Below are 23,809 nucleotides of genomic sequence, written 5' to 3' on the forward strand. Positions count from 1 at the left end.
CGGTTCTGCCATACTGAACTACAGAACAATAAGGGATTGGAGGGCATTTATGACTAGCTTCACGTTTATGCGGATGGGTTTGATTGCAATTCTGGGTCTGTTTATTACGGCCTGCGCAGGTTTGCCGTCTTCCGCCGACATGCCTCCGGCATCCGAGTTGGAGGCCGAGCCCTATGAGATTGGGGTGGGCGACACCATCTCTATTCACGTATGGCGTAACCCCGAGCTGGGGCAATCCATTGTGGTTCGCCCGGACGGGTATATCTCCATGCCCCTGATGGGCGATGTGAAAGCTGAAGGTAAAAAGCCCGAGCAGCTGGCGGCTGAAATCAGTGACAACCTGGGCGAGTTTATTCGCACGCCCGAAGTAACCGTGATGGTTACCAATCCGCTCAGTAAAGAGTTCCGTAACCGGGTTCGCGTGACCGGACAGGTGGGAACGCCACAATCGGTGGCCTTTCAGCCAGGCATGACCGTGCTCGACGTTGTACTGATGGCAGGTGGTGTTACTGATTTTGCAGCCGATAGCCGTGCTGTTCTGCATCGCCAGATCAACGGCGAATATCAAAGTTTTGGGCTGGATCTTGAGGCCATTCTGACCGATGGCGACATGCGCACAAACCATAGCTTGCAGCCTGGGGATGTCATCAGCGTGCCCCGGAAACAGCTGTTCCGAGGCGAGCTCTAATGGACATACAGTTCATTCTCGACACCCTTCGTGCGGTAAAGCTTGAGCTCTACCGGCACAGATTGGCTGCGGTCATCATTTTTATGGCCGTGACTGCAGGAGTGTTGACGCTGGGCTATGTAACACCTAAAAGCTATACCTCCCATGCAGTTTTGTACGCCGACCAATCCAATATTCTGCAGCCCTTGTTACGGGGCCAGGCAGAAGTGACTCAGCTTGATCGTATTAACGAAGCTCGCGAGATGATGCAGAGCCGGACATTTCTTGAGCAGGTTGCTCTGGATACCGGGCTGATCAGGGGCGGTGAAACGGACGCAATTCGGAACGGAAAAATCAGCGATTTGCGAAAGCAGGTCGGCATTCGGGTATCCAACCGAAATTTCCTTGAGTTGAGCTATACCAGTAGAAGCCCAGACGAATCCTTCCAGGTTCTCAGCGCGGTATTGAACCGTTTTATCGAGCGCACCGTGCGAAAGAAGCGTTCCGAAAGTCAGGGGGCGTTTGAGTTTATTGATTCCCAGGTTAAGTCCTACCAGCGCCAGCTTGAAGAAGCCGAGCAGCGGTTGAAGGAATTCAAATCCGGTAACCAGGATGGCACTGAGAGTAGCGTTCTCGCACGAATAGAAAATCTGCGCAGGGATATTGAAAACCTTAAGCTGGAAATCCAGCAAACCGAATCTGAGGTAAAGCTTACCCGCAGTCAGCTGGCGAACGAGCAGCCGGTACGCCGCATCACTGTAGACCCAGGCAAGTCCTCTGCCGAGAGGCGGTTAGTCGCTATGCGGCAGGAATTGGACTCGCTGTTGTTGCGTTATCATGAACGTCACCCCGATGTGGTCAGCGTTCAGGATCAGATTGCCGATCTCGAGAAGCGCGTATCCACGCAAACCGATGATGATCGGGATGGTGGTGTTACCGAGGTGATGGAAAATCCGGTATACGAAAACCTTAAAATTCAACTCTCCGATAGCACAACCCGGTTGGCCGTTCAGAAAAACCGCCTTGCATCCCTGGAGCGACTTCTCGAAGAATCGTTTGTTCGCTCGCAACGCGTGGCAGAGAACCAAGCACAGCTTTCAGAATTAACCCGGGATTACGACGTGACCCGTGGTGTTTACGAAGACATGCTGCAGCGCCGGGAAAAAGCCCGGTTGTCGATGACGTTGGACGTTCAGGGTGAAGGCGTAAGCTACAAGATTCAGGAGCCAGCCACATATCCTACTCACTGGGATGGCCTGCAATTGTATCAGGTCGGTCTTGCGGGCCCGTTCCTAGGTAGTGCCATGGTTTTGGGTCTGCTGGTAATGCTCGTGATGTTTGATCAGCGTGTTCGCTCGCCCCGCGCACTGCAATTGGCCCTGCCGGAATCCATTCCCGTGCTGACCAGCATTCCCCATTACAGAAGTACCTGGAAAGATCGCTTGCTGCGCAAAGATGTGTTGTCGATTCTGCTGATGCTGGCGGTGTTTATGACAGCGTATCTGGCTGTGCTTGTGTTCAGCGTGATGGGCATTACCCCCGAACAATTGATCAACAAAGCGGGCGAGTTAACCGGGCTGGGGGGAGGTCGCATCTAATGGAAGACAACAAACTCTATAATGCCCTGCTTAAAAGCCAGGAAGAACAACGCCAACTCAAGCATGGTCGTGGTGAAGCAAATGCGGACGACAACTTCCGCACAGAGCGCCCCTACGCAGGCTCCGACAGAGAAAAGCCAAACTGGACCCGGGTGGATACCAATCGGAATGATCACCCTCCCACGGTTTACGATGCATCGGTCTCTTTGTCATTGATTGGTAATCCGCGGCCCTGGAGTCGTGAGCAGTTACGCGAGCGAAAAATAATCTTCTCGGGTATGGCCGATAAAGAAGTCATGGATGCATACCGGGAGTTGCGTATACAACTGCGCAACCGGGCGGGTGAGGGGAAAAGCTTCACGGTTATGTTCAGCAGTTTAGGCAGCGGCCCCGGTGGCCTGCTGACGGCTTACAACCTGGCAGCCGCGTTTGCTCTGGACTCACAAACCTCTGCTTTGCTTGTGGATTGTGATCCTTACAGTAATGAATTGGCAGGATTGGTTTCCAGCCCTATGGATGCGGGTGTGACGGATTTCGTTGCCGATCGCTCCATGGCCATCAAATCCATCCTATATTCCAGCGGTGTAGAGCGGCTCACAGTGATTCCGGCAGGTACCCAGGCCTCTTCTGCGGTTGAGTTGTTCTCCGCCGTTCGTATGCGGGAACTGATTACTGAATTGAAGGCTCGTTATCCTGATCGCTGCATTGTCCTCAATGCGCCGCCTTTCAGAGAAAATACCGAGGCGCGGATTCTTGAGCGTTTCGCAGACCAGATAGTATTCGGCGTTCCATTTGGTGAAGTCACAGGGGAAATCATTGAAGATTCCGTGGATGCGCTTGGATCTGACAAATTCTCCGGCCTGATTTTTCAGGAGTAGCACAGTGGAGCGAAGAGCAGGGACAGGGATTGCAAACAACTACCGCCTCGCCAGTATATTGGTTGGCGCTTGCGGTGTTGTCTGGTCATTCGCAGCAACGGCGCAGGACCCCAGTGACGACATTTCAGTGCTCTCCGGTTCTGCCTCTGTGTTCACCGCTGTTACTCACACCCGCACAGATCAAGGCACGTATACGGATACCAATACGGAGCCGGGAGTGGGTGTATCCGGGGTTATAGGAGGCTCTCTGGAGAAAGGCGCCAATGCGCTGGTGCTTCAGTATGGCGGTACGGTTGATACCAGTTGGCAATCGGCGGATTCGGATCAGTCCGACAACAGCACTATTAATGGCGCAGCCCGATACACCCATCAAGACCCCAGTAGCCGGTTAGACTTTAACCTCGGCCATACAGTCAACTCAGTGCGTAACGACACAGGGTTTGTAATCAACCCGTCGAGTTACGACGTGCAGAACAGCCTCAGTGCAGGCGCAGGACTGCGGTTTTACCCGGGCGAACTCACAACACTAAGATTCTCCGGCCAGGCTGGCCGCACGTTTGGCGAAGACACCCTGAACGACCAGAAATCGGTAACCGCCAGTAGCCAATTATCACGTAGGCTCACTGAGCGCTCCACTGGCAGTCTCAACGCCAGTCGAAGCTGGTCTGAGGAGCAGCGTACCGATATCACCATCGACACAGTGCAGTTGGTATACAGCTACGATGCGGAAGGTGGCTTTTTCAGTATTGGAGGCGGCGGTAGCAAAGCAAATTCGGAATACCCAGACGGTACACTCAGCGAAAATGAAGCGATAACCGGCTTTTTGGAACGCTCCTGGGTTACGTCCGATTGGCGTACAGCCATCAAATACGACCGCAGCATGTCTGACAGCGCCACAGATCTTTCTACAGGCTTCCCACCGGAGTTTTCATTCCTGCCCGAGACCATTCGGTTGCGAGAACTGGTTGTTACCGACGCACTGCTATTTACCCACAACAACCAACGGGTTTGCGATGTATGTGATCTTGGCATCTATGCAGAGGGTTCAATTTTGGAATCCCAGGTTTCCGGTGCTACCACCCATGAATACCGCGCCGGTACCACGCTTGGTTTTCAGCTGACGGCGCTTCAAAGGCTAACCCTGGGATACAGCTGGAACGCCGAAGCAGATGAAGACGCCAACATAATTATTGAGCAAATTCATCGTTTTACTACTAGCTGGAGTAGGCAGCTGGCTGAAAATACAACCTTTGGTGTGGAGTTGAACCAATCGTACTTGCGAACGCGCCTGGCCCGAAGCGATGAAGAACAATTTGAACTGCGCTTTGTGCTGACTCACGGTTTTGCACTGAGCAGGCAGCGTTGATAGCTGGCCAATAGAGCTATGCACAGTAGCGCGGCGATACGACAGTCAGGAATGGAATCATGTTTGAACAAAAGAAGGAAATACGGCTCCCACCGGAGACACCACCACAACTTATCGTGGTGATTGATACCGAAGAAGAGTTTGATTGGAGCGCCGAGCCAGACGCCAAGGCAAATCGGGTGACCGCCATGGCCCACATCGACCGTGCTCAAAGCATCTTTAATGAGTATGGCATTCGCCCGTGTTACGTCATTGATTATCCGGTCGCCAGCCAGCCGCGTGGTTATGGGTTGCTCAAACAGTTTGCCGAGAAAAACCAGTGTGAAATTGGGGCACATCTCCACCCCTGGGTGAACCCGCCCCAGGAAGAAATACTGTCCCGCTCGAACATGTACCCGGGTAATTTGCCGGAAGGTCTTGAACGGGAAAAACTTCGCGTGTTACGCGACACGATCGAGAAGAACTTCGGCAAGGCCCCTGTTGCCTACAAAGCCGGGCGTTACGGTTTTGGGCCTAATACCACGGGCATTCTTCAGGAACTGGGGTTCACTATTGATTTATCTGTTTGCCCACCCCTGGATTCCCGTGAGGATGGCGGGCCGGACTATCGCAGGTACAACGCACACACGTTCTGGTTTGGTGGGTCCGATAAACCCATTTTGGAGATTCCCTGCACCGGTGGCTTTATCGGCTGGGCCCAACCTGTGGCTGTCCCGCTGTACGAGGCGGCGCAACGGCTGCGTAAGTTTAAGGCTCCGGGCATTCTCGCTCGGGCCGGCGCGGTAGATAGGCTAATGCTTTCTCCGGAAGGGTTCACACCGGCCGAACACATCAAGCTTACAAGGGCACTCTACAATCAGGGCGTACGCACGTTCACTTGGAGCTTCCATAGCCCCAGCGTAGTGCCGGGTAACACGACTTATGTACAGAACGAGGCCCAATTAAAGGCGTTTCTGGACAGCTTTCGACAGTTTTTCGATTTCTTTTTCAACGAATTAGGCGGTCAGGCTTCATCGCCCACCCGCGTTCGCCAGTATATGGAGAGTAAGGCATGAAGGTGCTAGGGATATCCCCGCTAGACAAAGACTCAACAGTTTCAATTGTTGAAGATGGCAACATCCTCTTCGCCGCGGGTGAAGAACGGTTTACCAGAACCAAGCAGCAATCCGGTTTCCCGCGCTTGGCACTGGAGAAAGCACTTGCGTACACCGGCCTCTCCATGAGCGACTTCGACCTGGTGTGCTATCCGTTCCTCACCTGGGAGAACGAACAGAAGCTGTTCACAAAAAACCTGGAAGATGAGAAGACCTTTATCAAAGGTTTTCAACCCAAGGATCTAAGCCCACAGATCAAAGATGCATTGGGCAGAGTGCCAGATCGCAATCAGCCGATTCACGGCCTTCAGCACCCCAACGCCATTATGGAAAAAGGGTTTCTGCATAACTCTTATTACAACATGGCTGGTGTGCAGAAGCTGGCGTCTAACAACGCGGCTCTGAAATCCTCCCGGCAGTGGGGTGAGGGTGCAACCGAATCGTTCCAACAGTGGGAAAACGAACTCGTTCAAGGCTTGAGTGAAATGGGCTGGACCAAGCCAGTCAAGCGCATGGATCACCACCTGTCTCACGCTGCCAACAGTTTTCTGTGCAGTGGCTATGAGCGTGCACTGTGCGTGACTCTGGATGGCTACGGCTCCGGATTGGCCGGTTCGGTAAGTGAAGCGCGCGATGGCAAAATCCACCGTTTGCATGGACTGCCATTCCCGAACTCGCTCGGTACCCTCTACGAGCACGTGACATCCAGCCTTGGTTTCAAGCCAAGCCGTCACGAAGGTAAAATTGTGGGATTAGCCTCTTACGGCGACCCAGAAATCCTGGGCGAAATTCTTCTCTCCCGCATTGAGCAGAAGCCGGGTGACTTCCGGATTTACGAAGCAAATAACGTATTTTTCTCCCGTTATCTCGCCTCCAAATTCCCGAAAATCGATGTGGCAGCCGCTTACCAGTATGTGCTGGAGAAGGTAGCGACCAACTACATTCGCTACTGGGTGGAAAAAACCGGTATCGATACCATCGTGCTGTCTGGCGGTGTAACGGCAAACGTAAAGCTGAACCAGCGTATTTTTGAAATCGAGGGTGTTAACCACATCTTCGTGTACCCGAACATGGGCGATGGTGGCTGTGGCACAGGCGCTGCGCTCTATCACAGCTGGCCAGGTGGGGTTAAACCCTCCATCGTGAATGCCTACATGGGCCCGGATTATTCCGAAGCCGAAATGGAAAAGGCGCTCAAGGCGGAAAACCTGCAGTATCGCCGGCCTGAGAATCTGGCGGCTGAAGTCGCCGCGTTGATTCACGGCGGCGAAGTGGTCGCAAGGTTCGATGGCCGCATGGAATATGGCCCAAGGTCCCTGGGTAACCGCTCCATTTTGTACCACGCCCGCGAACCGGAAGTGAACCAGTGGCTGAACAAGCGCCTTGGTCGCACCGAGTTCATGCCGTTCGCGCCGGTTACGCTCTACGAAGCCCGCGAGAAGTGCTACCTCAATATCAAAGGCGCTGAGCATGCAGCTGAATTCATGACGGTCACATTTGACTGCACCGACTTCATGAAAGAAAACTGCCCGGCGGCCGTGCACGTAGATGGCACAGCCAGACCGCAGCTTATCCAGCGTGAAGCCAACCCCGGCTATTACGACATATTGAGTGAATACGAAAAGCTCAGCGGCATCCCAAGCCTGATCAACACCAGTTTCAATATGCACGAAGAGCCCATCGTCAACTCTCCGGAAGACGGGGTAAGAGCCTTCATTCAGGGTGCTCTGGACTATCTCGCTATAGGCCCATTCCTGGTAAAACACCCGAACCCCGGGCACTGAACAGGCAACGGACGTAGCACCATGACAGCAGGACGGCTGACCGTGACAACAGAACCAGCCAGCCAATGCGCAACCTTGCGCAGCGACTGGCTGGATCTGGAACACCGTGCACAACCCACGGTGTTTCTATCCTGGCAATGGCTGGGGCATTGGCTGAACGTTTATAAGCCAAGTGCCTTGGTACTTCGCGTAATGGAAGGCGAGCGCTTGGTTGGCTTGGGATTGGTAGTAGAGAGCGATGAGCGCCGACATGGCCTGCTGAAATCCCGCTGCCTGCGCCTGCATCAAACCGGCCACAAGCTGCTTGATCAAATCTGGATCGAGTACAACGGTTTTCTGGCTGAACGCGGTAAAGAAGACGCCGTTGCGAAAGCCTGCTTGGAGCACCTGTGCCGTACCATGCCTGGCTGGGACGAGTTTATTCTGGGGGCCATTGACGCCGACGAAGCCGACCGCTATGCGAAAATCACCGGCTTGTACAAGCATCTGCGTTGGGAAGCACCTTGTTTTGGGGTCGATCTTGATGGCTTGCGCCAAAGCGGAGGAAACTATCTCGCTACCCTTTCGCGCAACACTCGCCACCAGATAAATCGTGCGCACCGGCTTTACAGCGAGCGAGGTGAAGTCACCCTGGTTCGCCCTGAATCCGTAGACCAAGCGTTGGCCGTATTCGATGCCATCGGCCCCAGGCACCTCGAACGTTGGGGCAAAGGGCCGGACCAGAGCGGGTTTGCCAACCCGGATTTCGTGCGATTCCACCGGGAGCTTATCCGTGAACAGTGGGCGGAGGGAGGCGTTGATCTGATTTCCGTGATGGCAGGCGATGAGGAAATTGCTTTTTTCTACAACCTGCTCCACAACAAGGTGGTGTATTTTTACTTGGGCGGTATGGCCGTTGAGACTGATAACCGCCTCAAGCCTGGTTTACTGGGCCACGCGCTGTGTATTGAAGATTACCGCGATCAAGGGTTCGACTATTACGATTTCATGGGCGGCGATGAGCGTTACAAGTCCAATCTTGGCCATTTTCATCGCAACCTGGTGCAGATTGCTTTACAGCGGCCCCGCTTCAAACTGAAGCTTGAGGATGTTGCAAGGCGAGCAAGAAACCGCTGGCTTGGGGAGGCAGGTGCCGACAATGAGCGCTGAACTTCATATCCGGGCTTCCAGATTTAACGCATTCCCGGTAAGCGAATACAACCAGTACGTTGCAGAGCATTCTGCAGCAACGCCCTATCACCGTAGTGCCTGGTTGCAAGCAACTGAACAAGCCTATGGCCATACAGGCTGGCTGATAAGCGCGCACCAGAACGAAATACTGTGCGGTGTACTGCCCTTGGTGGAAGTAAAGCCACCCATCGGCACCAGCAGCCTGGTGACACTGCCATTCTGCGATCTTGGCGGTGCACTGGCAGACAGCGCAGAAATCCGGGAACGATTGATTGCCGAAGCCGGAGCCCTGACTAAAACAAACCGCATTAAAATCCTCGAAATGCGTGAGGGTGGTGAAGCGTTGAACGCTGACAAAGACGCCTCTGGCGAACAAAAAAAACAGAGCGTTGATGCTCTGCCCGGAAGCACAAAAGTACGAATGCTGTGTGACTTACCGGAAAACAGCGAAGCCCTGTTCAAAAGCTACAAACCCAAGCTGCGGAGCCAGATTCGCAAGGCTGAGAAAAATGGGCTGAGAGCTGAATTGCGCACAGAAGCGGATGCGGTCGATCTGTTTTATGAGGTATTCGCCCAGAACATGCGCAGGCTGGGCTCACCAGTGCATAGCCTGCAGTGGTTTCAGGAATTGAAAGCCGCCTACGGCGAGCACATGCTGATTGGTATTGTTTTCCAGGCCGATAAGCCCGTGGGCGCGGGCATCGTATTGCTGGGGGGTAAAGAAGCCTGCATTCCCTGGGCATCCACCCTGGAGGAGTTCAACCGGCTTGCGCCCAACATGCTGCTGTATTGGACCTTGTTAAGCCATGTGTGCGATCTGGGATACACCCGGTTCGACTTTGGCCGCTCAACACTGAATGAAGGCACCTACCGATTCAAGAAACAGTGGGGCGCTCAGCCCTATGAGCTGATCTGGACAGAATACCGCAGCGGCATGGTAAATCTGCCGGGCAACGAATCTTATAGCACCGGGGCATCCGTTGCCTCCCAGCTGCGGCCCCTCATAGAAAATATCTGGCGACGCCTACCGCTGTCGTTTGCCAACTGGCTTGGCCCAAAATTGAGACGATACATTACCTTATGACGTTAGTACTGCTGTTAACTCTGCTTTGCCTTGCCGTGCCCGTGTACGTGTATTTCGGGTACCCGGCCATATTGTGGTTGCTCACCCGGGGCCTGCCGGATACCACCCACCGCCGGGGCGAGCACAAACCTTCAGTGGCGCTGATTATTTCCTGCTACAACGAATCAGACGTAATTCGGGAGAAGCTTCTAAACGCACTGGAGCTGGACTACCCGCAAGAGCTGCTCCAGATCATAGTGGTGTCAGACGGTTCAGACGATGGCACCGATGAGGCCGTAAACGAGTTTGAAGACGATCGAATCCTGTTGATCCGCCAGGAAGGCCGGCTGGGCAAAACCATGGGCATCAACCTTGCCATGGAACAGGTGAAAGCCGACATCACCGTGTTCAGCGATGCCAACGCCATGTATGCCAACGATGCCATCAGCAAACTGGTACGCAATTTTGCAGATCTCGATGTAGGTTATGTGGTGGGCGCAGCGCTATACACAGACGGCAACGAGGGCGCCAGCGCCCGCAACGAAAACCTCTACTGGCGCTACGAGCTGGCCATCAAAGCCATGGAATCCCGCCTGCATTCCGTAGTGGGCGGAGATGGCGCCATCTACGCCATTCGCACCAAACTGTGGGAGCCGCTGCAGCAGCAAGACATCAACGATTTTGTGAACCCCCTGCAAATCATCGCCAAAGGCTACCGTGGCGTGTTCGATGCAGATGCAAAGTGCTTTGAAGAAACCGCCGGCGATTTTGATCGGGAAGTGGCTCGCAAAGAACGCATCGTAAACCGCAGTATTCGTGGGTTGATGCGAGTAGGGCGGGTAATGAACCCAGGAAAATCAGGCGTGTTTGCCTTTGAGGTTATCTCTCACAAATTACTGCGCTGGCTGATTCCCTTGTTTCTGCTAGTAGGTGTCGCAGGCAGTGTACTTCTCGCGTTTTCAGGGCTGGGCTTATTCAAGCTCATTACGGCAGGCACGGTACTTATGTTAGTGCTCACGCTCGTGGGGCATCTTTCGCAAAATCGCAACGAATTGCCAACCTGGATTGCTACGCCGTATTACTTCGTAATGGTTAACGGCTATGCAGTTCGCGGCATTGTTAAGGCGCTACAGGGGCAGACTCAAGTAACCTGGAGTAGCGCCAGAAACAACGAAACAAGGAATTCCGGAGTGTCAGACCAGTGAGTAAGCTACGAGTACTTCAGTTCATTACCCCAGCGGGTTTTTACGGGGCAGAACGTTGGGTTCTCGCGCTGGCCAACAACATCAACCACGATGATGTGATCTGCGATCTTGCTGTCACCCGGGAATCTCCGGATCAGGATCTTTCCGTTGCCGAATACTACCCGCGCACGGATGGCCAGCAGGTTTACTACCTGGAGATGAACGGCCGTTTCGACTTTCGGGTAGTTAGCAAACTGTGCGAAGTGATCCGCAACAACAAGATCGACGTTATCCATACTCACGGATACAAATCCGACATATTAGGGCTGCTGGCTGCCAAGCGGGCGGGCATTGCTTGTGTCAGCACACCACACGGATTCTCCGGTAACGTTGGCTTCAAGCTCGCCACATTCATTCGCATCGGCACCTACATGCTTCGCTACTTCGACCGGGTTGTCCCGCTGTCGGAGGAACTGATGGACGACATGAAGCGATTCAAAGTGCCCGAAGCCAGAACATCGTTTATCCGCAACGGCGTGGATCTAAAGGAAATCGATGCGGCTTTGGCAAGCCTGCCTCAGGGAAATACTATGGATAAAGATTTCCCCGTCATTGGCTTTATCGGCCAGATGATTCCCCGCAAGGGAATACCGGATCTGATAGAGGTTTTTGACAGGATTTACCAAACGCAGCCAAACCTTCGATTGCAACTGCTGGGCGATGGCAGTCAACGATCAGAATTGGAACAGCAGGCAGCTCAACTTAAGAGTGTTAATGCCATAGAGTTTTTGGGCTTTCGCAGTGATCGTCTGGAACTGCTTTCCAAATTCAGCTTGTTCGTTATGACATCCTCACTGGAGGGTATTCCCCGGTGCATGATGGAAGCCATGGCTGTGGGAATTCCTGTAGTTGCCTATGATATTCCCGGAGTTGATCAGCTAGTAGAGCATGGCAAAACAGGCTTACTGGCGCCCTTTGGTGACAAGGCTGCACTGGCTGGATGCTGCAAACAGGTTCTGGAAGATCCCGCGCTGGCGGCCACCCTTAGTCAAAATGCCAGGGAAATGGTGCATGTGCGCTACTCCGCTGCCCGTATGGCCGATGAATATGAAGCCTTGTTCCGAGAGCTGACTGGCAAAGCCAAACCCGTAGCCGCGACACAGTCCCCAGAAAAGCGAGAGGTGGGCTAATGTGCGGGTTCGCCGGCTTCCTTCGCACTGCTTCAACACCTGGTAGAGAAGCCCATCAGGGCTGGCTCGACACCATGGGGCAGGCAATCCTTCACCGGGGCCCAGATGCGGGCTCAACGTGGCTCGACGACGCAGTAGGCCTGGTACATCGCAGGCTGAGTATTCTTGATCTCAGCGATGCCGGCACCCAGCCCATGGTATCCACCTCCGGGCGTTACGTGATTGCCTACAACGGCGAGATTTATAACTTTCAGGAACTGCGCGACGACCTGGTTAGCCAGGGCCATAGCTTCCGCACGCGCACGGATACCGAAGTTCTACTCGCGCTCTACGAGATTCATGGCCCCGATTGCCTCCAACTACTGAATGGCATGTTCGCTCTGGCCATTTGGGATCGCTCAGCCCGAAAACTATTCCTGGCACGGGATCGCCTTGGCAAGAAGCCACTGTACTTTTACGAAGCCAATGGGCAGTTTGTATTCGCATCGGAGTTAAAAGCTCTAACACCCGCCCCCTTCGTTAAAACCGAATTGCGGCACGATGCCATCAAGGACTTTTTCGCTTACCAGTACGTGCCAGACCCCAAAACCATCTACAAAAACGTGCACAAACTGGCGCCCGGCTATTGGTTGGAAACAGATGGCACCCACACACACCAGCAACAGTACTGGGATGTGTCTTTCGGTTCGCCTTCAAATGCCAGCCTGGATGAATTGCAGGATGGCCTCTACAACCTGATTGACGATGCCGTTCGCCTGCGCATGGTGAGCGATGTGCCTCTTGGGGCCTTCCTCAGTGGCGGAATTGATTCAAGCGCTGTGGTTGGCTTGATGGCAGGCCACACCAGCACACCCGTGACAACCTGCGCTATCGGCTTTGATTCAAAACGGTTTGATGAAGTGCACTGGGCCAAGAAGGTTGCCCAGCAATTCAAAACCGATCATCACGAATTCACTGTGAAAGACAATGTCGCAGACAGCCTTGCCAGCATTGCGCGGTTCTTTGATGAGCCCTTTGCCGACCCCTCGTTTGTACCCACGTATTATGTATCGCAGTTAGCCAGACAAAAAGTAACCGTGGCATTGGCAGGAGATGGTGGCGATGAGAACTTTGCAGGCTACAGCAAATATTACACAGATCACGTTGAGAACCGCCTCAGGGGTCTGTTCCCGGCAGGAATTCGCCACAATCTATTCCCAGGGTTGGCGCGCCTGGCTGGCTTGATCAACTCCGGCCCTACGCGTAAAGCAAAATCCCTTCTGGGAACTCTGGCGCTTGATCCGGACGAAGCATTTTTCATCACCAACAGCTTCTTCCGTAGAGATGTTTGGAACGATCTCGTTACCGATGAACTGAAGCGGGAAACCCAGGGTTACGACCCAGCGGATATTACCCGTGCCCATTACAAAAATGCAGACACAGACGACCACCTTTCCAGCATTCTCTATACCGACATAAAAACCTACCTTCCCGGTGATATTCTGGTGAAAGTAGACCGCATGAGCATGGCTAACTCCTTGGAAACCAGGGCCCCGCTTCTCGACTACCGGGTTGTGGAATACGCGGCCCAAATACCTTCAGCGCTCAAGCTCAACGGTAAAGAGAAAAAGTACGTTCTCAAAAAGGCCTTTGAGCGAATGCTGCCTGAAGATATCTTATACAGAAAGAAAATGGGCTTTTCAGTGCCCTTAGCCCACTGGTTACGCCATGAACTGAGGCCTACCGTTGAACAGCTGTTGTTAGCTCCAAATAGCGGCGTCGCCAACTTCTTTGAGCCAGCGGGTATTCGCAATCTCTGGCAAAGGCACTTGGCAGGGGATGACCAGTTCACCCAGGAGTTGTGGTCTTTACTGGCCTTTGAGCTGTGGTGGCAGCAGTACCAGGTGAGTGCATGACAGTCGAACAGAGCAAGACAGCAACAAAATCAGCCAGAAAGCCGCTGAGAGTACTGCACATTACCTTCAATATGGGGATTGGCGGTACAGAACAGGTTATACGCCAGCTTGTTCAAGGAATGGCCAGTGAAAGCGTCGAGTCTGAAATTCTATGTATCGATGGCCACATAGGGCCTATTGGCGAAACGCTTCAGCAATCTGGTGTTCCAGTTCATAAACTTGCGCGCAAGCAGGGGTTTGACTGGGCGTTGATAAAAGCCATCCGCAAGCGGTTGAGGGAAGGGCGCTTTGATGTAGTGCACTGCCATCAATACACGCCTTGGATGTATGGATGGTTAGCGGCATTGCCTACACGCGCAAAAGTGGTATTTACCGAGCACGGCCGTTTTTATCCGGACAGGTATCGCTATAAAGCGATGCTTATTAATCCCATAATGGCGCTGTTCACTCCATCTATCGTTGCAATTTCGGAGGCGACTAAGGATGCGCTCGTAAAGTATGAGTTCATTCCAAGGCGTAAGATCCAGGTGATCTACAACGGTATTGCCCCTCTGACCAGAAACGAGACTGAAGCGCAAAAGGTCCGAGAAGAGCTAGGAATTCCCCCTGGGGCACTTGTTGTAGGTACGGTTTCCCGGCTCGATCCGGTGAAGAACCAACAGATGATGCTGAAAGCCTTCAAGGCATTTTTGGAAAAATGCCCAGATAGTTATCTATTGATGGTCGGAGATGGGCCTGCTAAATCCGAACTGGTTGAGTTGACGGAAAGTCTCCACATAGCAAACCGAACATTGTTCACTGGTTTCATCAAAGCCCCGGTGCACCATCTTGCCGCAATGGACGTGTTTCTGCTTTCGTCCCATACTGAGGGTACGTCGATGACATTGTTAGAAGCTATGAGCTTAGGAGTACCAGCAGTAGCGACACGCGTGGGTGGAAACCCTGAAATTATTGAGGATTCAGTAACCGGCATACTGACAGAGCCGAATGAGGTAGCTTCATTTTCCGGTGCGATAGCTAGAATGTCTCAAAATAGAATCGGCAGAGAGAAATTGGCAGAGGCTGGTATGCTACGGTTTAGGGAAAAGTTTAGCGGACCCGTTATGGTAAAAAAATATAGCTCAAGCTACGGCTTGAATGAGTAATCTTAAAGAAAACCTTGCTAGACCTGGTACAAAAAATGCCTAAGTTTGCGTTAATTTTCATTTTTTTGTTTGCAGGAGGGATATTTACTGCATTATTTATTGCGCCTTTTGCTTCCTTTCTAGTTTATCAGTTAGTGTATTTTGTCAATCCAGATATAAGGTGGTGGGCGGCTAGTATTCCTGGAATACAGTATTCTTTTATTGCATCTCTACTAATGTTGTTTTCTCTTTCAATTAGATATAAGGAGCTATCTTCTCAAGCTCGCTGGAGAGAGCAGCCCATATTTAAGTGGGTTATAGCATTGCTTCTGATGTATTGCTTTATGATTTTTTTCGCAGTTGTTCCTGATGTCCATGAACGCTTTACCTTTGACTTCGCTAAGCTGATAATAATTACTCTTGTCGCCTATAAACTCATCAACTCTGAAAGGGCTCTGAATGCAGTTCTTTGGGCGTATGTTTTCGGGGCGACCTATATTGGATATATGGCATACTCAGTAGGCCGTGATTGGCAGGGAAGAGTTGAGGGCATCGGGATGATTGATACCGGTGGTGATGGAAATATGACCGCCGCGGCAATGATACCTGCATTAATTATTCTGACATACATGGCTTGGATGGGTAAAACGAAAACCAAAATCGTGGCTTTATTTTGTGGTGCTTTAATTGTCAACGGGGTGGTACTGATTAATAGCCGGGGTTCGTTTGTTGGGGCTGTGCTGGGTGCTTCCTTCTTACTTTTCTATATGATTTTTTCAAGGTATCAGAGGAAAGGACAGCGAGCTACCGCAATTTTTATTGTTTTAATTGCCTTGGCAGGTACCGCATATGTTGCAGACGAAGCATTTTGGTCCCGAATGGAAACGCTTCAAAGTGTCGACGATGGCTCGAAAAGCGGTTCGCATCGAATAGAGTTTTGGTTCGCGACTTTTGATTTGCTAAAGGATTACCCACTAGGGGTCGGTGTTCAAGGCTACATACAGTTGAGCCCAAACTACCTTCCAGAACACTATTTTGAAGGTGGCATAAAAGGTAAGGCTGTTCATTCAAGTTGGTTTCAGGTTCTAGCGGAGGTCGGCTGGGTCGGTCTTGCGTTCATGGCAATGCTTCTTGTTTCAGTGTTTAAAGTTTCCAGAAAGACAAAGGCCTATTTAATAGATATAGAAAATTACGAAGCCTATTTCAAAATGTTAGCACTAGAAGGCGCGTTTATAAGTTTCCTTATTGCAGCTAGTTTTATAAATAGAGCACGAGCCGAAGTTTTCTTTTGGTTAATTATGTTTATTGCAGTGGCATCAAATATTTATTACATTAGATTCAGCAATGAGTCAAGATAAGAAGTCTAGATTTTTTGAGCTTAATTTATTCTAATTTATTGACTAAAATTATGGCAAGTCTCCGTAGATCAATTGTTTTTTCCTCGGCTACCCGATATGGCATGAGATTAATCGGCCTTTTTTCTTCCATGATCATTGCCAGGCTTCTTACACCGGAGGAGATTGGAACCTTTGCTATAGCTAGTGCTGTTGTGATGATTATGAGTGAATTTCGCATACTGGGAGCAGGGTCTTATTTGGTTCGTGAGGATGAGTTAACTAGAGAAAAAATCAGCTCAGCAATGGGACTGACTATGCTTCTATCATGGGGGTTGGGCGGATCTATTTGGGTAGTGGCTGGCTTCATGTCAGAGTTCTATGATTTGCCTCCTATAGAAAACATATTCAAAATACTGTCAGTTAGCTTTTTTCTTGCACCCATGATAAGTATCCCTGCTGCTTTGATGACGCGCGAGTTTCGATTTGGAGATATTTTTATAATAAAAATGGTTACATCGATCGTAAACTTGATCAGTACTATTATATTGATTCTTCTCGACTATGGTTACTATGCACTTGCTTGGGGTTACACTTTAGCAGTATTAGCAGAGTTTTTAATGGTTTTGTTTTTTATGCCAAAATCTATGATTTGGATTCCTACATTAGGTCGGTTTAAAGAGATTGCTGCTTTTGGTGTATATGCGTCGCTGGCAAACCTATTTAACCGAGGTATGGTAACTGCTCCGGATATGATCATTGGAAAGGTAGGTACTCCAACGCAGGTGGGAATGTTTTCCAGGGGGCTAGGTTTTATCGAATTTGTCTCAAAAACCTTGCTTATGGGCGTAAAACCGGTGGTGCTACCATATTTAGCTGATGTTAAGCGGTCCGGCGGCGATACAAATCAGGCATATACACAGGCTAGCATAATGCTTGGCGGATTGATTCTCCCGGTGCTCGCAGTAGCAAGCATCGTAAGCCTTCCAGCGATTCTACTGTTTTTTGGAGATCAATGGATAGCTGCTGCACCTTACGCCAGTATTATCGCAATCTGGGCAATGTTTCGCACTATCCATTGGTTTTCTTCCGATCTACTGATTTCTCAGGGTGGTGAGAGGGTGTTGGCAATAAAAGAAGGAGTCGCGTTCGGTGTTTTATTTATTGCTATAATTGTTTTATTTCCATTAGGTCTCAATGCTGTCGCTATAGGTTTTGTTCTTTCAGGATTAGTTGACTTTATTCTGACCACTTTGGTTTTAAGGCGATTTATGAAACTAAATGTTATAGAATTTTTGGTCGCGTGGCGAGGTACAGCGATTCTAACAATAGTTTGTGGGATTGTGGCATATGGTATACAACAAACCGTTCTCTCAGAAGGTGCGAGTGTATTTTGGGGGCTTGGGGTTGTTTCTATATTTCTTCCCGTAGTTTGGATAGTTGGTTTGAAGTTGACTCGGCATCCGCTGTGGGTAGAAGTTAGAAGATTATTCTAAGTTCTGATAACTATAAGATCGTACTTTACAACCAATCCTGTAGGTCAATTTCAGGTTCTTTAAAGTCTTGGTGGGTGGAAGGCCGTTTTTGTCTGGTGTTATAACAGCCGATTAGGTATCCACAGCATTATTACAGGCATTGGGAAGGTATCGATATCTTGGGGCCGGTATTTCGTCAGTTTCCGGGCTTTAAAACAACCTCACCATTGGAGCTTTGCGGTACCCATGTAAAGCAATCTCATTCATTGCTACTAAAAGGTCTCCCATGATGTTGGATACTTGGATACTTGGATACGACTATCTGGCGTTGTATCTGAAAAAGATGGTTTTCCAAAGTGCCTATTGATTTCTAGGTACGCATTAATGCAGCGTTTTCCGTAGGTTCATGGTGATTGGTTGATTCTGTTACTTCCTACTCGATTTTAGCGTCAAAAGAGAGCTTTAGCTGCTATCTGACACCGTATTTATGATTGTGATATTACCATTGACGCTACGGTACGGAATCATTTGTCCACTACAAATAGATTGGGTGGACGGTTATTAACAGTATGCCGCCTAGATTATCAGAATAAAGAGGTGCACTACGAACATACGTTATAGTAAAATTTATTATGCAATGTGAATACGCGGGCAGGCGATTTCATCGGCACGAACTTAAGATTTGGATGATCCTATAGAAATTGCTAGGTTGTTGCCCACGGCCGAAGCGATGTCGTGGACCAGAATTTGGTGCATTACAGCTCTCTCCGAAATGCGCGTAACAAATAAGTCTAGGGGAGCCAAAACTCGAATATTCGGTTCCCCAAATTCGACACTATGAAGCCGTGAGCTGAAGGAAGAAGCATCTAAAATGAGCAAGATTGATAAGCAAATTCGCGTTAATCCTAGGAGTACTGGAGTCGTCTCGTCCGAAACCTATGAGAAACACAGTACGGAAATTAGCCTGAAGTCAGAGTCGGAGGAATTGGCCCGCTGCCGCGACAAAAACATCCAGACGGAGAATGTCAAAACGGTTGAAATTATAAGTTTTAGTGAGTCAGAAAATCTCCTTGTAACACGTAAAATTGTAGCTCAGGAGCTATTTCATACGGTCTGGAACCCGACCTATCTGTTGGGGCGCATGAAGGGTAATCGGCTTTCTAATCCCGAGATAGTTAGAGCTCGCATTGTCGAAGTTGGTACTTGGTTGCGCAAGTATCATGAAAGTTCTTTAGGCGGAGTACAGAGCGGATCAGATGGGCGCTGGTTGGAAGAGGCCTTCCACGAAAAAATCAGAATTATTAGGCAGGGTCGACTGATGCCAGAGGCCAAGTTGGCACAAATCGAACGGGTGTTCGGTGCTGAGCTCAGCAAACTAAATAAACCTAGCTATCTTGAAGACAACGGTGCATTTCGGTGCCGCGTTCATGGCGACTTCCTTATTTACAATATTCTAATTGATTGTAATCAAAATCTTCACGTGCTGGACTTTGGCGATACCCGAATTTCAGGAAATCTGGAAGATGTTTCACGTTTCTATAGCGGGTTGTGGGCGATTTCGAAGACCAATCGAGCCCGGCACAAGCTACTCGGAGACTTGCCTCGGCGCTTCTTAGAGGCGTATGGCGTGGCGCCTAAAATATTAGATAACCCTTATTTTCGCTGTAATTTGGCCTACAACTTTCTCACTCATCTGACCGGTCAGCATTATATGAAAGAGCTTCTATCTTGGAATTCGAACCGAGAAATGAGCCAGATTACCCGAGCCGGTTTAAAATGGGTTTATCAACAAATATGAGGGGGGTGTAGGATATTGATTTCGGGCTGTTAGTTCTCCAATGATTACCGGAGTGTCGGGTGGCGAGAATACGATGTTCTCCTCACATATATCAGGCCCAGAAGGCCCTTTTATGCTTTTTAAGCGCCACGATTAGTAAAAATAGATACCTTGCTACCAATGTCTAAGGCGAGGTAACTACCGCAGCGAATAATGGTCTACACATAGAATGGTTGCATTTGGGATACATAACGATGACGAAAAAATTGCATACGGTGACATAAATAGCCCTCTGCGCAGTGTCATAAGTGATATCGTGATCCAACGGGGACTGGGTATCAGTATTGGGGCAAAAAGCTGATGCTCTATAGGTGATGTAATTGATGACTGTGTTTTACTGGTTTGGGGCTGATTCTTGATCGGGACTGTACAGCTGCGTGAACCTCAGCAAGTGAGAAAGATATTGGAGTTTAGCGTGTAGGATAGTGGTGAAAGGGTGCCTCTCAGATAGCCACTCTAGTAAGAAGGCCCCTGATCCCTGTTGGACTAGCAATGGGCGTAAAAATAGGTAACGCACATCTTAATCTGACGGACAATATGGTGAGTACCAGCATTGCGCGAACGTTTGCGGCTCTCAGACCACCTGCAGACCTTCATGCTGAGTAGTCGAGATCAAACCAGGCGCTGTGGCACTATGGGTAGGCCAATAACCAGCTTAAGTGTAAGTTGATGGTGTTGGCATAATGACTAGCAGAGGAATAGAAATGGCCACTTTTAAAACGAAAATGGTTCTTGGCCTGGTTACTGGGGCGCTACTGGCTTCAGCTGGCGTACAGGCTGAAATAGTCTTTGAAGATGACTTTGACGATCAGCCGGACTGGACGAGTGCACTGTATAGCACCGATAGTGTACAGAGGGCAACAACACATAAAATTCCTGAAGGTTGGTATTCTATTCGACAAGTCCCCACATGGGCACCATCCACTGGTTATCCAGATAAGCATGAGGCTATCGAGATACTTGCTTCGAATGCAAGCAAAGCGCGTGGGGGGAAAGGTAAAAGCTTTGTAAGTTGGAGAGACTCCTATAATAAGGGCTGGAACTATTGGGCTTCAGAGTCGATGTTGCTCAAGTACTTTCCGGAAGGGTATGACCAACTTTACGTCGAGTTTTGGATTCGGTTCGACCCGAACTGGACGCGCTCTAACGTCGAAGGTCTTGCTGCAGCCACATCAAAGATGTTTAGGGTTTCTAGCTGGAGTGGCGATGGATCGGAGTACAGTGCTTTCTCTGATGGAAACATTGGCCCGATAGCGTTATGGGATCACAAACTAAACAGTTATGGGATGCGTGTGGGATTGGCTTTTCGGGGAGGCCCCCACAGCGACAACTACAAGCTCGCGGCAGAGGAAATTCCAGACATCGGCCATATAATTACATCCGGGAGCTTAGGTGACGTAAATGCGAATTATACCAACAGCCTTAGAGGGATGGGCGTGAGTGGTGGAGACCCTCAGCTCACTGACAGAGTAAAAGGTGGCCCTCTGACAGGCTATGTTGAGCATGACCAAGTATTTGGCCCAGGTGATTCGTGGACTAAGCTTGGCTTTTTTGTAAAGATGAATTCAGATGTTGGAGCTAGAGATGGCGAGTTTCGAATGTGGTTGAACGATGAACAAATGTTTGTCAGTACCCAGATTCCTTGGCTTCGTTCATCTGAAACGAGAGATGAAAAAGCCCAGTGGAACTTAGTTGCAATTGGTGGTAATGATTTTTTTCAAACATATCCAAATGAAGATCGCCGTGAAGAGTGGTACTCAATCGATGATTTGGTGATCCGTACTGATATTCCAGACTATGTGAATTCAGGGGCAAATACCATTGAAGTTCCACCTAATCCACCAGCTGGGTTTGACGTGCAATAGATGCTTTTAGTGCTTTGCATGTACTTTTTGCTAACCCAAAAATCCGGCCGCACAGATACACGAAGTCAAGAAAGTAGATGAAAGGAAGGTTACGTAGATGGTTTTTTGGATTTTTCGATCTGCGTAATCTTTTAATTGTAAATAGTAGTGGTGTGCCAACTACGAGCAATATTGGTGTTAGGTAGCCGAAAATACCATCTTTCCCAAGTGGGAGGAAAAGACAAAGCAAGCCAAACAGGAAGAGCAATAGAAGGTAGAAGGTAGGGTCTAGCTTTGTTTCGGGCCAGTTTTGAATATAGTTCTCTGAATGCCAAACCTGTCTTAGAGCAAACCTCCTAAGTGTGGCGGGATTTCCCAAATGGATGACATTAAGCTGTTTGGTCATTATTACGTTGTAGCTTTGTTTTTTTAGGCTTTTCGATAGTTTAGTGTCTTCACCTGATGTGACTCTCTCATCGAAAAGCCCAATATCAAAAAAGTCAGCTTTCTTTATAAAGATGCAGCATCCGAGGAGGTCTTTAGGTGGAAATTTGCTTTCTAGCAGCCAAGCCTGTTCTATCCAGTGGGGGGGGGTTGGTAGGTCGCAACCCCCGCCGTACACTGAATTGGGCTTGACAAGAAAGTGAGCACCCTTAGAAAGCCAATTTTTGGGTGCGACGCAATCGGCATCAATAAACGCTAGAAACTCGCCAGCTGCTTGACTTGCCCCAACGTTACGCACAGCCCCAACAGGCCCCTTTTTTTGATCGATGATCTTAACACCGAATGATAGAGCGATTTTTCGAGTGCTATCGGTAGAGTTATTATCAACAACAATAACTTCGTACCTATTTTTTGGGTAGTCTTGAGACATTAGCGCTTGTAAACATTGCGCTAGATGGTCTTGCTCGTTGTGAGCCGGCACAATAACACTAATAAATATGCGATCCATCATTCTTGCCTGAGATGTATGATTTTACTGCTTTGAACTTCCCGTTCTTGCTTTTTTCAATGTTTTCGACAAAATTTATTTCGAAGCTTATATCTTCTCCAAATTTAAGCCTAAGCTTTTCTATAATTTTGTGTTCGGCTAGTGCCTCTGATTCGGACATTTTAACAATAAGGATCTGGCAATAATCAACTCTATGTTGAATTATTTGGGCTTCTTTTATATTCTTAAAAAAACCAAAAATCTCTCCTGTTCTACCAATTCTCCGGCCATCAGGAGTATGTATTTGATCATCTATTCGGCCAGTGATATTTTTTATAGCGAAATCACCATCACCTTCCGCCGTATCCCCAATCTCGTAGCGAAGAAGTGGCATTACTGTATTAGTTAAGGTTGTACCTATAACTTGACCGGTGGTTGAGGGTACGCCTTTGCCATCAATGATTTCATGCACACCTAGAATTGGGTTGACGATGTACGATAAGTCCTTGTTCTGTCCTGCGAACAAAATATACTCAGCTGTACCATAGTAATCATATATGGTGCACCCAAAAACTTGTTCAATGGTTCTCCGCTGCCAACTGAAGAGCGTTTCGGAATTAGTGACAATGATCTTTGGTTTGAATGAAGGGGACTTCCTGTTTTCCAAGTATAGTGTTGCAAGGTTGTAAATAGCGGATGGATACCCAATGAGTTCTTCGGGGGATAAGGATGCTAACTCATTGTCATAGTGATCCAAATTTTCCGTGGATAAATGGTATGTTGAAAATATCGCTTGATTTTCGGATTTATTAAGTCGAAAGAATGGTGGTCTGTTATCTGAATAGTTCTTTATAAGTCTTCCGGCAAAGGTTGCTCTTCTTGCGCCGAATCTCACTCCATGCCGGCTTTCGTGATCAACTAACATCGCCATAGCTAATTGGTATGTTTCACAATTCATATGGATTGTGAATGGTGTTCCCGTTGTTCCGCTAGTTTTTTGAGTAATATAGTTTCGTGCAACAGGGGACACTAAGCTTTCAATGTTATCGATTATTGTTCGTTTTGATAGGGTAGGGATTTTATTTAGGTCAGATTTAGACGAAATTTGTGTGTGGCTGATACCGTAATCTGAGAATAATTTTTGATAAAACGGAATGTTTTTTCCACAAAAACGTACAATTTCCTCTATTTTCTCATTCTGGTAGTCGGTCTTTTCATGCTCACTCAGCGAATTGACTTCGTTGATTTGTTCTAGTAGAGAGTTGAGGTTTTTGTAACGCTTATGAAACTGCATTCTGCCAGCAAGACTGACAAGAAAGTTCTGAATCCGTGGTGAAGATGAGTAATAGATACGCTCTTTGATATTCACGCTATA

18 protein-coding genes are annotated in these 23,809 nt (G+C 49.3%); 16 read left to right on the forward strand and 2 right to left on the reverse strand.

Features of this window, described 5'->3' with window-relative positions; translation table 11 throughout:
* Positions 1-49 precede the first annotated feature (49 nt).
* The 16 genes from AADB16_RS10290 (at position 50) to AADB16_RS10365 (ending at position 21,524) form a co-directional block, all read left to right on the forward strand.
* Positions 50-688 (forward strand): XrtA/PEP-CTERM system exopolysaccharide export protein, encoded by a 639-nt coding sequence (locus AADB16_RS10290; RefSeq protein WP_410803056.1) that lies wholly within the window; start codon positions 50-52, stop codon positions 686-688.
* Positions 688-2,265, forward strand: a complete 1,578-nt coding sequence (locus AADB16_RS10295; RefSeq protein ID WP_410803058.1) for an XrtA system polysaccharide chain length determinant — start codon at positions 688-690, stop codon at positions 2,263-2,265. The genes AADB16_RS10290 and AADB16_RS10295 overlap by 1 nt, the downstream gene beginning before the upstream one ends.
* Entirely contained in the window at positions 2,265-3,143 is an 879-nt protein-coding gene (locus AADB16_RS10300) for a polysaccharide biosynthesis protein (protein WP_309043333.1), read from the forward strand. Before AADB16_RS10295 ends, AADB16_RS10300 begins: the two co-directional genes overlap by 1 nt.
* A gap of 4 nt (positions 3,144-3,147) precedes the next feature.
* Positions 3,148-4,509, forward strand: coding sequence for a hypothetical protein (locus AADB16_RS10305; RefSeq protein WP_410803060.1), 1,362 nt, complete (start codon positions 3,148-3,150; stop codon positions 4,507-4,509).
* A gap of 59 nt (positions 4,510-4,568) precedes the next feature.
* A complete protein-coding gene (locus AADB16_RS10310; protein ID WP_410803062.1) occupies positions 4,569-5,564 on the forward strand; it encodes a polysaccharide deacetylase family protein in 996 nt (331 codons plus the stop codon).
* Positions 5,561-7,387 (forward strand): carbamoyltransferase, encoded by a 1,827-nt coding sequence (locus AADB16_RS10315; RefSeq protein ID WP_309043336.1) that lies wholly within the window; start codon positions 5,561-5,563, stop codon positions 7,385-7,387. Before AADB16_RS10310 ends, AADB16_RS10315 begins: the two co-directional genes overlap by 4 nt.
* Before the next feature lie 21 nt (positions 7,388-7,408).
* Positions 7,409-8,536 carry a GNAT family N-acetyltransferase gene (locus tag AADB16_RS10320; protein WP_410803064.1) on the forward strand — a complete coding sequence of 376 codons (1,128 nt, stop codon included), beginning with the start codon at positions 7,409-7,411 and terminating at the stop codon, positions 8,534-8,536.
* Positions 8,526-9,641 (forward strand): FemAB family XrtA/PEP-CTERM system-associated protein, encoded by a 1,116-nt coding sequence (locus AADB16_RS10325; protein ID WP_410803066.1) that lies wholly within the window; start codon positions 8,526-8,528, stop codon positions 9,639-9,641. Before AADB16_RS10320 ends, AADB16_RS10325 begins: the two co-directional genes overlap by 11 nt.
* Entirely contained in the window at positions 9,638-10,825 is a 1,188-nt protein-coding gene (locus AADB16_RS10330; protein WP_410803068.1) for a glycosyltransferase family 2 protein, read from the forward strand. Before AADB16_RS10325 ends, AADB16_RS10330 begins: the two co-directional genes overlap by 4 nt.
* A complete protein-coding gene (locus AADB16_RS10335; RefSeq protein ID WP_410803070.1) occupies positions 10,822-11,994 on the forward strand; it encodes a glycosyltransferase family 4 protein in 1,173 nt (390 codons plus the stop codon). The genes AADB16_RS10330 and AADB16_RS10335 overlap by 4 nt, the downstream gene beginning before the upstream one ends.
* Positions 11,994-13,889, forward strand: coding sequence for an asparagine synthase (glutamine-hydrolyzing) (gene asnB / locus AADB16_RS10340; RefSeq protein ID WP_410803072.1), 1,896 nt, complete (start codon positions 11,994-11,996; stop codon positions 13,887-13,889). Before AADB16_RS10335 ends, asnB begins: the two co-directional genes overlap by 1 nt.
* Positions 13,886-15,034, forward strand: a complete 1,149-nt coding sequence (locus AADB16_RS10345; RefSeq protein WP_410803074.1) for a glycosyltransferase — start codon at positions 13,886-13,888, stop codon at positions 15,032-15,034. The genes asnB and AADB16_RS10345 overlap by 4 nt, the downstream gene beginning before the upstream one ends.
* A 35-nt stretch (positions 15,035-15,069) precedes the next feature.
* The gene (locus tag AADB16_RS10350; RefSeq protein WP_410803076.1) at positions 15,070-16,371 is read left to right on the forward strand and encodes an O-antigen ligase family protein; all 1,302 of its coding nucleotides are present in this window, start codon (positions 15,070-15,072) and stop codon (positions 16,369-16,371) included.
* Positions 16,372-16,421: 50 nt separating this feature from the next.
* The gene (locus AADB16_RS10355; RefSeq protein WP_410803635.1) at positions 16,422-17,843 is read left to right on the forward strand and encodes an oligosaccharide flippase family protein; all 1,422 of its coding nucleotides are present in this window, start codon (positions 16,422-16,424) and stop codon (positions 17,841-17,843) included.
* An 850-nt stretch (positions 17,844-18,693) separates the two neighbouring features.
* Positions 18,694-19,620: a phosphotransferase gene (locus tag AADB16_RS10360; protein WP_410803078.1), complete on the forward strand. Its 927-nt coding sequence runs from the start codon at positions 18,694-18,696 to the stop codon at positions 19,618-19,620.
* A 743-nt stretch (positions 19,621-20,363) separates the two neighbouring features.
* Complete coding sequence (locus AADB16_RS10365; RefSeq protein ID WP_410803080.1) at positions 20,364-21,524, forward strand: hypothetical protein; 1,161 nt, start codon at positions 20,364-20,366, stop codon at positions 21,522-21,524.
* Here the strand turns inward: AADB16_RS10365 and AADB16_RS10370 are convergent.
* Together AADB16_RS10370 and AADB16_RS10375 are read right to left on the reverse strand one after the other, a co-directional pair.
* Positions 21,493-22,455, reverse strand: a complete 963-nt coding sequence (locus AADB16_RS10370) for a glycosyltransferase (RefSeq protein ID WP_410803081.1) — start codon at positions 22,453-22,455, stop codon at positions 21,493-21,495. The genes AADB16_RS10365 and AADB16_RS10370 overlap by 32 nt on opposite strands.
* Positions 22,436-23,803, reverse strand: a complete 1,368-nt coding sequence (locus AADB16_RS10375; RefSeq protein ID WP_410803083.1) for a hypothetical protein — start codon at positions 23,801-23,803, stop codon at positions 22,436-22,438. The genes AADB16_RS10370 and AADB16_RS10375 overlap by 20 nt, the downstream gene beginning before the upstream one ends.
* Positions 23,804-23,809: the final 6 nt, after the last annotated feature.

Source organism: Marinobacter sp. KMM 10035 (assembly GCF_046537445.1).
GTDB lineage: Bacteria > Pseudomonadota > Gammaproteobacteria > Pseudomonadales > Oleiphilaceae > Marinobacter > Marinobacter sediminicola.

Bases quoted from the DNA above. Each gene is read 5' to 3' on its own strand.
- AADB16_RS10290 (WP_410803056.1), top strand. From the start codon at position 50: ATGACTAGCTTCACGTTTATGCGGATGGGTTTGATTGCAATTCTGGGT.
- AADB16_RS10295 (WP_410803058.1), top strand. From the start codon at position 688: ATGGACATACAGTTCATTCTCGACACCCTTCGTGCGGTAAAGCTTGAG.
- AADB16_RS10300 (WP_309043333.1), top strand. From the start codon at position 2,265: ATGGAAGACAACAAACTCTATAATGCCCTGCTTAAAAGCCAGGAAGAA.
- AADB16_RS10310 (WP_410803062.1), top strand. From the start codon at position 4,569: ATGTTTGAACAAAAGAAGGAAATACGGCTCCCACCGGAGACACCACCA.
- AADB16_RS10315 (WP_309043336.1), top strand. From the start codon at position 5,561: ATGAAGGTGCTAGGGATATCCCCGCTAGACAAAGACTCAACAGTTTCA.
- AADB16_RS10320 (WP_410803064.1), top strand. From the start codon at position 7,409: ATGACAGCAGGACGGCTGACCGTGACAACAGAACCAGCCAGCCAATGC.
- AADB16_RS10325 (WP_410803066.1), top strand. From the start codon at position 8,526: ATGAGCGCTGAACTTCATATCCGGGCTTCCAGATTTAACGCATTCCCG.
- AADB16_RS10330 (WP_410803068.1), top strand. From the start codon at position 9,638: ATGACGTTAGTACTGCTGTTAACTCTGCTTTGCCTTGCCGTGCCCGTG.
- asnB (WP_410803072.1), top strand. From the start codon at position 11,994: ATGTGCGGGTTCGCCGGCTTCCTTCGCACTGCTTCAACACCTGGTAGA.
- AADB16_RS10345 (WP_410803074.1), top strand. From the start codon at position 13,886: ATGACAGTCGAACAGAGCAAGACAGCAACAAAATCAGCCAGAAAGCCG.
- AADB16_RS10350 (WP_410803076.1), top strand. From the start codon at position 15,070: ATGCCTAAGTTTGCGTTAATTTTCATTTTTTTGTTTGCAGGAGGGATA.
- AADB16_RS10355 (WP_410803635.1), top strand. From the start codon at position 16,422: ATGGCAAGTCTCCGTAGATCAATTGTTTTTTCCTCGGCTACCCGATAT.
- AADB16_RS10360 (WP_410803078.1), top strand. From the start codon at position 18,694: ATGAGCAAGATTGATAAGCAAATTCGCGTTAATCCTAGGAGTACTGGA.
- AADB16_RS10365 (WP_410803080.1), top strand. From the start codon at position 20,364: ATGGCCACTTTTAAAACGAAAATGGTTCTTGGCCTGGTTACTGGGGCG.
- AADB16_RS10370 (WP_410803081.1), bottom strand. From the start codon at position 22,455: ATGGATCGCATATTTATTAGTGTTATTGTGCCGGCTCACAACGAGCAA.